This is a genomic window from Candidatus Hydrogenedentota bacterium, assembly GCA_035450225.1.
Taxonomy (GTDB): domain Bacteria; phylum Hydrogenedentota; class Hydrogenedentia; order Hydrogenedentales; family SLHB01; genus DSVR01.
Genome location: DAOTMJ010000078.1, coordinates 1 through 8,840, shown reverse-complemented (window position 1 = coordinate 8,840; position 8,840 = coordinate 1). Strand labels below are relative to the sequence as shown.

The window sequence follows — 8,840 nt, the reverse complement described above, 5'->3', positions numbered from 1 at the left end:
AGAACCATACGATCCACAGATGACGCAGATACACGCAGATATCGAAAAGATAAACGGAGGTAAAAGGGTCTTCCCTATAAAACGTGGGCGTTGCCCACAACCCAGTTTCTCTTCATTCCTCGTGCTCGTGCTCGTATTCGTCTTTCGACTTGTGAAACGGGAGGCAATTCGCGCATGATCGTCTCGCGACTGACGAATCGGAGGCCGGCATGGATACACGGGATTTGTTGATTGGACTGGCGGCGCTGCAACTGGGGAAGACCGATGCGTCCCGGCTTGCGGATGCCTATCATTCGTATGCCGCGGAAGAATCCGGCGACTGGCTCGTGTATCTGGCAGGCATGAATGTGCTGTCGGCGGACGATGCGCGGGAAGCGGCGGCCTTCGCGGGCCAACTCGTGCGCGCGTGCGGGAACGATGAATTCGCGGCATTGGATGTGCTGGGTGGGATGGAAAAGGCGCACGGGATTTTTCTGGGGGGCATCGCGGAGAGCGGCCAGCCGCCTTGGCATATCGAGCGGGGTGCGCCTTTGAGCCTGCTCATTGAACGGGCCGGTACACCGGAAGAACGGTTCGCGCTGTTGCCGTTGTTCGCGGAAGCCTGCCGCATCGTGGGGGCCGCGCATGCGCGGGGAACGATACACCGCAATCTCCATCCGGGCGCCATCTTCATAGGCCATTCGCACGCGGTTGCCGTACGCGGCTGGAATGTCTGCCGGGTGCGCGGCAAGCATGACGCGATTGGCGATGCGCTTGCAGAGGCCGTGAAGCGTCTGCGTGAGGACCGGCCACTGGACGATGCCCTGTCAATAACGCTCGCTCCGGCCTACCTACCGCCGGAACTGGCCCGCGGCCATATCGAGGAAATTGACGCCCATGCCGACGTGTACGCGCTCGGCGCCATCCTTTACACCATGCTGGCCGGCCGGCCGCCTTTTTCGGCGGAATGCCCTTCCGAAATCCTGCGCGCGGCGGGATCGCGAAAACCGGAACCTGTGTCGCTGTCCGAACCGACGGCGCCGCCGGAACTCGTGGCCATTTGCGAACGCGCCATGCACCAGGAACCGTCCGCGCGGTATGCGTCCGCGAAGCAACTCGCGGACGAACTGTCGCAGGCCCTTCGCGCGCCCGTGGCCCGTTTGCGCGAGGATACTCCGCGGCCGGTTTGGCCCTATGCGCTGCTTGGCGCGTGCGCCATGGGACTTGTGGCGCTTGCCTTGGCCTTCCTGTACGCGGGAGCGGCCAATAGGGCGTCGGAAGCGTTTCGCGGTCTTGCGGCCCTTGAGCAGAAGTGCGCACGGGCCGAGGAAGAACGGGATCGCCTGGCGCGCGATTTGGAAGAGGCGCAGCAATTGCGCCGGCAGATGGAAGAGGAACGTGAGCGGTCGGATATTGCCCAGGCGCAGTTGCAGGCGTCGGTGAAACGATTGGAAGAAGCCCGGCAAAAGGCCGAATCCGCAAAGTCCAAGGATCGGAAGCCTGTACCCACCCCCAATGCCGAGGAGGAAAAAGCGACCGAAACGCCGGAAGGAAAACAGGCCGCGCCTGAAACCGGTGAATCCAAACAGCAAGAGCCGGCTCCCGGCGCCGATGCGTCCCAACGTCCGCCCGGCCTGACGAAAGCGGAGTACGCGAAGAATCTTCCGGAACTGATCGCCTCGTTGAAGGCGGAATCCGGGGCGGATGGCAAAGGGATCGTGGTTGTAAGGCCGCACGGCGCGGACGTGGCCGCCGATTTGCTGCGGCTGCAATTCAAGGACGGGGACATCATCACGAACATCAACCGCAGTCCGGTCGAATCGCTCGAACAGGCGGCGCGCATCCTGGAAAGCCTGAAAAACGATCCGGGTTTCAATGTCCGCATCCTGCGCAACGACCAGCCCTGCGTCATGCGGGTCAACGTGGTGGATGCCGCGCCGCCGGCCAAGGCCCCCGCCGATTCGGGCACGGACGGAAGCGGATCGGCAAAGGGCGGCCTGACGCTGATAACGCCCCGCGAAACACGGCCTCTACCGCCGGACGATGCCGCATCAGACGACAAAGCCGGAGCGGATGAAAGTCCTGCGCCGCCGGACGACAACGCGCATTGATCAGGCCGTTTTGATTCCCTTACTCGGCAGGCAGTTGCTTGATTGCATCGCCGGCTCGAATATTTCCCGGATCGCGCCGTAGCGCCTGCTGGTAAGCTTCGCGCGCTTCGGCAGTCCGCCCCAGTTGGGAATACGCATACCCCATGTTGCACCAGATTTCCGTGTCGTCCGGCTGCAGTTCGATGGCCCGCCGGTAGTGCGGCAGCGCGGCCTCGAATTGGCCGGCCATGGCGAAGGCGCTGCCGAGGTTGTTGTGCGCTTTTGCGTTGCCGGGATCGAGCCGCAATGTTTCCCGGAAGGCCTCGACGGCTTCCGGATAGCGTTGCTGTTTCGCGAAGGCGATGCCGAGATTGTACCGGGCGTTGGGTTGGCCGGGATCCATTTCCAGCGCCTTGCGATACGAAGCGATGGCCTCGTCCAGTCGGTTCAATCCCATGAGCGCATTGCCCAAGTTATAGTGCAGCGAGGCATCGCCCGGATCGAGCATGATCGCGCGTCGGCAATGTTCGGCTGCCTTGTCGAACTGCCGGCGTTCGTCGGCGTAGGCGACGCCGAGTCCCTTGTGTGCGCGATAATTATCCGGCGCGATGCGCAAGGAATGTTCGAACAAGGCAATCGTGTCCCGCCATGTTTCCGTCTGCGCATGGGTCCGCAGACCCAGCGCGGCGAGGATGGCGCATGCAACCAAAACCGCCGCCCGCGCGTGTTTCCGCGCTACTGGAAGCAGAATCCATGTCGCCGCGAGGAAAAGGCCGATATGCGGAATGTAGGTGTAGCGATCAGCAAGCGCCTGATCCCCAACCTGAACGATGCCGATAACGGGCACGAGCGTCCCCAGATACCAGAGCCACCCGACAAGGCCCCACGGATGTCGCCGGCCGTATGCGAAGGCCGACGCCGTCAGTACAACAAGGATGACCGAGGCGATTATGGGCTGCCAAAGCGGAATCTCCGTACGAAGGTGCGGATAGTAGATGCCGAGCGACACCGGCCAGACGGTCATGATCAGATAACGAACATAGGCCACCGGCACATTCGCAAGCCGGGCCCAGATTGGGATCGCGTCAACCGTCACGACACCGCCGCCGGAACGCTGGACGATGAACGTGATTATGCCCGACAGGAGGGCGAGCGCGAAGATCGGCGTTTTTTCCATCAACAAACGGGGGAAGTAGGGGGATCGCCAAGGGGTGATGTGTTTCTCGTCTTGCATTCCAAATCGTTTCAGCGGCCAGTAATCGAGCAGGAGCAGCGTGGCGGGCAGGGTCACAAGCATTGGCTTTGCCATCAATCCCAGCGCGAACAACACGGAAACCAGCGCCATACGGCCCATGCAGGGGCCGCGTGCATACCGGACATACGCGGCCGTCGCAAGTATCCAGAAAAGTCCGCTCAGGACGTCCTTGCGTTCGGAAATCCACGCAACCGATTCAACGTGCAACGGATGCAGGGCAAACAATGCCGCAATCCACGCGCTTGCCGCCGTTTCCCTCGTCATCGTGCGCAGTAGGAGAAACAGCAGCGCGCCGTTCAATGCGTGGATGAACGCGTTGATAAGATGGTGCACACCGGGATTCACGCCGAACAACGAAACATCCAACTGCAGCGAGATCCACGTCAGCGGATGCCAGTTGCAGACGGCATCCGTCGTAAAAGCCCAGCGGATGCTTTCAAGAGTCAAGCCAGAAGCGACGTGTGGGTTTTGGTAGACGTAGGCGGGATCGTCGAAATTGACGAAATCGAACCACGCGGTCTGAATGTAGGGCGCAAGTCCTGCCAAGAACAAGGCCATGATCAGGGCCACTACCGGCCACGGATTCGTTTTCGCCGTGGGCGATTCGGGTCTTGCCGGCGTGGACGGCTTGACGGGTTTCGATTTTACGGATCTTCGCGACATGAGATGAGGCTCAAGGGGCAAGGCTAAAGGCTAAAGTGTTCTGATTTTCAACTCTCAACTCCTGACTCCTGACCACCGGCCACCAACCACCAACTCCTGCCTACTGCCTTTCCCGCAGGTATTTTTCGATATTCGTAAGTGCTTCCTTCGCGCGTTCGTTGCTCGGGTCGAGGGCGAGCGCCTTCTGCAGGGGTTCCCGCGCTTCCTTGGGTTTGTTTTGACGGGCAAGGGCGAATCCAAGGCCGATCCACGCCTCGACGTTACGTGGATTCAACGCCGCGGCCTTGGCATAAGCATCGCCGGCCGGGCCGAGTTCGCCCAGTTCGGTGAGCGCGTGGCCGAGATTCAGAAAGGCGTCGCCGCTGTTGGGTTGCAGGCGTGCCGCTTCGCGAAACTGCGTGGCCGCTTCCCGTAGGCGTCCCTGCACCGCAAGCGCATTGCCGAGGTTGATGCGCGCGTCCGTGAAATCCGGCTTGAGTTTCAGCGCCTCCTCATAATGCGCGGCGGCTTCCGCGTATTTTTTCGCATCGGCCAGTTCGTTGCCCCGCGTGAAATAGTCGCCGGCGCCGGCCAGCCGCGGCACGACAATCGCGGGGCGATGCGCCGCCGCTTCCTTTTCGAGCGATTCGGCCAGTTTGTGCGCGGGTTCGTGGCGCGGATTCAGGCGGGCGGCCTCGCGAACATGGCGCAGCGCCTCGTCATGTCGTTCGAGACGCTGTAAGGTCAATCCGAGATTGTAATGCGCGTCGGGGTCGTTGGGATTGATTTGAAGCGCCTTCGTGTAATGGCTTGCGGCCTCCTCCATCTTTCCCAGCGAGAAATAGGCGACGCCAAGATCGTTTTCAAGGTCCGCGTGGTTCGGATGGCCGGCGGCGAACTGCATCGCCTGCTCGTATTCCCGGATGGCCGCCTCATATTCCCCCTTTTCATAATGGATGAGACCGATATAGATTCGCGCGGCGACGTAACTGTTGCGGAATTCCACGGCTTTTTGAAAATGATGGAGCGCCTCATCGAGACGGCCGGCGCGCTTCAGCGCGATTCCCAGGTTGTAATGGACGAAATCATTTCCGCTGGTGGCCTTCAGCGAATGTTCGAACAGGGTGATATTGTCGCGCCATTTCGCGGTTTGCGCGAAGGCCGCCGCGGCGTAGGCCAGCACGAGGGCGCAACCCGCCGCCATGGGAAGGGCCGGGCGGAACCACGGCGCTTTGGTCCGAAGCCATGCCGCCGCATCGTGCGATCCCCACAGCGCCATGATGAACAGTCCGACAATGGGCAGGTACATGTAGCGGTCGGCGATGGATTGGGATCCGACCTGAACGATTCCGATGACCGGCACGAGCGTGCCGAGAAACCACAGCCAGCCCACGGCCAGATAGCGCCGCGTGCGGGATCCGCGCCAGACCCATACGGTGGCCGCCGCGAGCGCAACCACCGCCGCCAGCACAATCCACCCACTCGTCTCCGCGCCGAGATGCGGATAGTAGACGGACAGGTTCGACGGCCAGACGGCCTTCACGACGTAGCGCACGTAGGAAATAAAGACATTGCCGATCCGTTGGAGGGGGGGCATGGCTTCAAGGGTCCGCATCGCCCCACCACGCTGCTGCACGATAAACGTAACCACGCTCGAGGCCGCGGACATGGCGAACCAGGGAAGTTTTTCGAGAACGAGGCGCTGCCACGCGGACGCCTGAAGACGGAAGGGTGAAGGCGAAAGGCGATCCGTTTTGTTTTTTTTGCGTCTTGTGTCGAGTGCTTCCCGCTTGATCTCGCGTGCTTTGTGCCTTTCGAGCGGCCAATAATCGAGCAGGAGGAACACGCAGGGCAGCGTGACGGCCATCGGTTTCGCCATCAAAGCCAGCGCAAACAGGACGGTTGCCACCAGATAGCGGGGAACGCCGGGATTGCGCGCATAACGGACATAGGCCCCCATCGCCGCGATCCAGAAAAATGCGTGCAGGACATCCTTGCGCTCCGAAATCCACGCAACCGACTCGACGTGCAGCGGATGCGCGGCAAACAACGCCGCCAGCAACAGGCTGCGCCGGGCGGCGCCCGTCATCGCGCGAAACACAAAAAACAGAAGCACCGAATTGATCAGGTGCAACAGCGTGTTGACCGCGTGATGGCCCCCGGCTTTCATGCCGAAAAGCTGGCAGTCCAGCATGTGCGACAGCCACGTCGCGGGATGCCAGTTCGCGACCGCCCCCGTCGTCATGGCCCAGGCAAAACCCCGCGTTGTGAGGCCGTCCTGAACAATCAGATTTTTCACGACGTAGTCGTCGTCGTCGAGCACCGAAAAGCCATGGCGCAGCGTCTGGCCATAGATGCCGATGACGACGACCGCCAGCACGGCCGCCGCAAGCGCCAAGCGCCACCCCCGCATGGATGGATGCGTGTTTTGTTCAGGACATTCCATAGCAAAAAAACCGGTTTGTGAAACCGTGCAAAGTATCCGGCGCGGGCCGGGAAATGTCAAACGCCTTTTTGTGATATAATCCCCGCAGGCAGGTAATGTAGGTGGTAGTTTCGCTGTATGAACGTCAGGGAGGCGTTCGGCGATGGATTCCAAGGCTACATTCCGCGGTCGCCGCCGGCCGGCATGGCTATTGGCGCTGGTTCTGGCGCTGTGGGGGGCGTGCGCGAGGGCGCAATTTCTCGACGCAAATCTCGAAGCGGCCGTGCGCGAGGCATTGGGCAAGCCTTCGGGCGCGCTCACGGCGGGCGACTTGGCTTCGCTGCTCTACCTCGACATTTCGGAAAGCGATATCGCGCGGCTCGACGGGATCCAGCAATGCGTCAATCTCCAGACGCTTATCGCCTACGGCAACCGCATCGCCAGTATCGAACCCTTGCGCGGCATGACGTCGCTCACGTTCGTAAATATCGAGAACAATCGGATTGAAGACATATCGCCGCTGCTCGACAATCCCTGGCTCAGCGACATCAGCCTGTTCGGCAATCCCCTTTCCGTGCAGTCGCTATGCACCGACGTCGAAACGCTTGCCGATTTGGGCGTGAGTGTCGCCTATGAGGAACCGGACGAAGACAGCGACAATCTCTATACCTGCGGCGAGGTGGCCAACGGTACCGACCCGGCCAATGCCGATTCGGACGGCGACGGCATCGCCGACGGCTACGAGGTCGAATACGGCCTGAATCCGCTCGACCCCGCGGATGCCGACGCAGATTCCGACGGCGACGGCCTTACCAATCTCGAAGAATTCTGGCTGCGCGCCGATCCGCATGCGTCCGCCAGTCCCTATTCCACCGTCCATGTCTCCGAAGACGGTTCCGACGAGTCCGGCGACGGTTCCCCGGCCCGGCCGTGGCGCACCATCCAGTTTGCCATGGACCAGGTTTCGCCGATGGAAAACCTGCCCGCGACCGTACTGGCGGGGCCCGGAAAATATACGGGCGCCATTGTTCTGAAGCCGTTTGTGCGATTGCAGGGATATGTCGGCGAAACGGACGCGGCCGTTGTCGAGGGAACGGTGGAGGGCGCGGAAGGCGCCTTGTTGCAGCGGCTTGTCCTGCGCGAAGGGGACGACAAGGATGGCGATATCGCGCTGCTTTCGATGAACGACGCGGCCATGAACGTGCTGAACGTCGCGTTCCACGGCGCCGACGATTCGAGTCGAGCCACAGGCATCGTGTTTCGCGGCGAAGCCCCGGGCGGGGCTTTGATTTCCGACTGCACGTTCACCGAATTGCGCCGGGGCATGGAAATCTTCGGATCGTTGCCGACGGTGCGCCGTTGCGCCTTCAGCAAAATCGTCGAACACGGCATCATTATCCGCGCGCTGCCGGAAAAGGCCGGCACGCAGGGGTCGCTGGGCAACGTCTACAACCCGAACACCGGATGGAATACGTTTCAGGACATCGGCGGCTACGATGTGGTCAACGAACGGTCGCAGACCGTTGTCATGCAGAACAATGGCTGGGGCGCCGCCGATCCGGCCACGCGCATTTCCGGACCGGTCAACTACGATCCGCCGCTGGCGTCGGGGTCGTCCCTCGTGCCGGCCAGTATCGTCTGTACCGTATGGGACGCCAAGGACAAGTTTCCGATCGTCGGCGGGTCCATCCTGCTGACGCCCGGTGTTTTCATGCCGACAACCGGCGACAGCAAGGGCATTTATACCCTTTCATGCCTGGCGGAGGGCAATTACGGGCTGGCCATCAACGCCGTGGGCTATCACCCGGCTTCGCGAAACGTGACCGCCAAGAGCGGTGAAGTTACCGCCCTCGTCGTCCCCATCAAATCGCTCGAAGCCGGTGAAGGCGAAGGTGAAGGCGAGGGTGAAGGCGAAGGCGAAGGCGAGGGCGAGAACACGGGCGGCTGCTTTGCCGGTACAGTCAAAGCCATGCCTCTTGGCGGACCGCACGGCGGCGCACACGGCGATTCCCTGCCGGCGATCGGTGCGGGACTGTTTTTACTGCTCGCCGCCGCGCAACGCTTGCGGCCAACGAAGGCTTTACGGATGCACATGTAGCGAGTCCACCAAACTTGCCGCATTTCGCATTCCATGTTTTGCGCCTTGCATTCCGTGCCGTCCGTACCTACCCTCCCGTAAAGTATGTGAAATAGCCCTACAAACAAACCGCGCCGGTTGTGCCATACTACGCTGCGGAAAGAGGGTGTTTGCCGGGTGCCGTGCAGGAACAGTCAATGGACAATGGGAGGATGCGCGATGAAGCGGGTATGGAGGTTGGGGATCGTTGCGATCTTCGCGGTAATAGGCACGGGGATCGCGCAAACGCAGACGAATAATGTTCCGGGGATAATTTCCGACAAGGTTCTCTACCTGTTTCAGCACATCTTGCCGCCGGAGCGATATCAAGAC

Annotated in this window: 4 protein-coding genes; 2 read left to right on the top strand and 2 right to left on the bottom strand. The window is 61.3% G+C overall.

Going from position 1 to position 8,840, the window contains the following annotated elements:
- Window positions 1-209: 209 nt before the first annotated feature.
- Window positions 210-2,090, top strand: a complete 1,881-nt coding sequence (locus P5540_19385; GenBank protein HRT66977.1) for a hypothetical protein — start codon at window positions 210-212, stop codon at window positions 2,088-2,090.
- Between the two features lie 19 nt (window positions 2,091-2,109).
- Here the strand turns inward: P5540_19385 and P5540_19380 are convergent, their stop codons facing one another.
- Together P5540_19380 and P5540_19375 are read right to left on the bottom strand one after the other, a co-directional pair.
- Window positions 2,110-3,987: a tetratricopeptide repeat protein gene (locus P5540_19380; GenBank protein ID HRT66976.1), complete on the bottom strand. Its 1,878-nt coding sequence runs from the start codon at window positions 3,985-3,987 to the stop codon at window positions 2,110-2,112.
- A 100-nt stretch (window positions 3,988-4,087) separates the two neighbouring features.
- Window positions 4,088-6,379 (bottom strand): tetratricopeptide repeat protein, encoded by a 2,292-nt coding sequence (locus P5540_19375; GenBank protein HRT66975.1) that lies wholly within the window; start codon window positions 6,377-6,379, stop codon window positions 4,088-4,090.
- A 175-nt stretch (window positions 6,380-6,554) separates the two neighbouring features.
- Between P5540_19375 and P5540_19370 the strand changes: the two genes are divergently transcribed.
- The gene (locus P5540_19370) at window positions 6,555-8,489 is read left to right on the top strand and encodes a leucine-rich repeat domain-containing protein (protein HRT66974.1); all 1,935 of its coding nucleotides are present in this window, start codon (window positions 6,555-6,557) and stop codon (window positions 8,487-8,489) included.
- Window positions 8,490-8,840: the final 351 nt, after the last annotated feature.

Bases quoted from the DNA above. Each gene is read 5' to 3' on its own strand.
- P5540_19385 (HRT66977.1), top strand. From the start codon at position 210: ATGGATACACGGGATTTGTTGATTGGACTGGCGGCGCTGCAACTGGGG.
- P5540_19380 (HRT66976.1), bottom strand. From the start codon at position 3,987: ATGTCGCGAAGATCCGTAAAATCGAAACCCGTCAAGCCGTCCACGCCG.
- P5540_19375 (HRT66975.1), bottom strand. From the start codon at position 6,379: ATGCGGGGGTGGCGCTTGGCGCTTGCGGCGGCCGTGCTGGCGGTCGTC.
- P5540_19370 (HRT66974.1), top strand. From the start codon at position 6,555: ATGGATTCCAAGGCTACATTCCGCGGTCGCCGCCGGCCGGCATGGCTA.